The 1,111-nt window shown below is 79.7% G+C and carries 1 protein-coding gene and 1 pseudogene; both read left to right on the top strand.

Annotated features, from left to right (window positions below):
- Positions 1-928 (top strand): Rossmann-like and DUF2520 domain-containing protein (locus N866_RS18635; protein ID WP_034229585.1); only part of this gene is annotated, 928 nt, incomplete at its 5' end.
- Positions 925-1,111: pseudogene (locus N866_RS18630) on the top strand (hypothetical protein); the annotation flags it as partial. The gene N866_RS18635 and the pseudogene N866_RS18630, both read left to right, overlap by 4 nt.

The raw sequence follows: 1,111 nt of genomic DNA, 5'->3' as shown, positions 1-1,111 counted from the left end.
CGTCGGGGCGGGCCGCGTGGGCGCCGTGCTCGGCAGCGCGCTGCGGGCCGTCGGGCACGCCGTCGTCGGGGCGAGCGGCATCTCGGCGGAGAGCCGTGAGCGCATCGCCACGCTGCTGCCCGGGGTCGAGCACCTCGAGGTGCCCCAGGTCGTGGAGCGCGCCGAGCTCGTCCTGCTCACGGTGCCCGACGACGCCCTCGCGGACCTCGTCGGCGGGCTCGCGGCGCTGGGCGCCTGGCAGCCCGGGCAGCTCGTCGTCCACACGGCCGGCGCCCTCGGCACGGAGGTGCTCGGCCCCGCGCGCGCCGCCGGCGCGATCCCGATCGCCCTGCACCCGGCGATGACCTTCACCGGGACGTCCCTGGACCTGGGCCGGCTCGTGGGCTGCACCTTCGCCGTGACCGCGGCCGCCCCCGTCCTGCCGATCGGTCAGGCCCTCGTCGTCGAGGTCGGCGGCGAGCCCGTCGTCGTGTCCGAGGCGATGCGCCCGCTCTACCACGCGGCCCTCGCGCACGGCGCGAACCACCTCGTCGTGCTCGTCGCGCAGGCCGCGCAGGCGCTCGCGGCCGCGGGTGTCGAGGCGCCGGACCGGGTCCTCGGGCCCCTGCTCTCGGCGGCGCTGGACAGCGCGGTCCGCGGCGCCGGCACGGCGGGGGATGGCACCGCGGTGGGCTCCAGCGGCGTGTCCTCGCTGACGGGCCCGGTGGTGCGGGGCGACGCCGGGACGGTCGCGTCCCACCTGCGGGAGCTCGCGGCGCTGGCCGGGCGCGAGGCGACCGCGGCAGACCTGCCTGCCACGTACCGGGCCCTCGCGCGCGCCGCGACGGGCCGTGCCCTGACCGGGCACCGCATCACCACCCAGCAGGCGGGACGGCTTCTCGACGTGCTCGCCGAGGCCGGCCCCGGCGACCAGGAGGACCCCGCATGACCGACGGTGCCGTGCCCCAGCGGGTGCCCGAGACCGGCAGCCCCGCGGCGGCGGGGCCGGTGCTCGCGCGGACCCGGGCGGAGCTCGACGCTGCGCTGCGTCGCACCGGGTCCGAGGCGCCCGGGGGACCCGGGACGCCCGGGCGCCGGGCGGTGGTCATGACCATGGGCGCCCTGCACGAGG

It is taken from the genome of Actinotalea ferrariae CF5-4 (genome assembly GCF_000603945.1).
GTDB classification, from domain to species: Bacteria; Actinomycetota; Actinomycetes; order Actinomycetales; family Cellulomonadaceae; genus Actinotalea; species Actinotalea ferrariae.
This window is presented reverse-complemented; position numbering and strand designations above follow the sequence as displayed.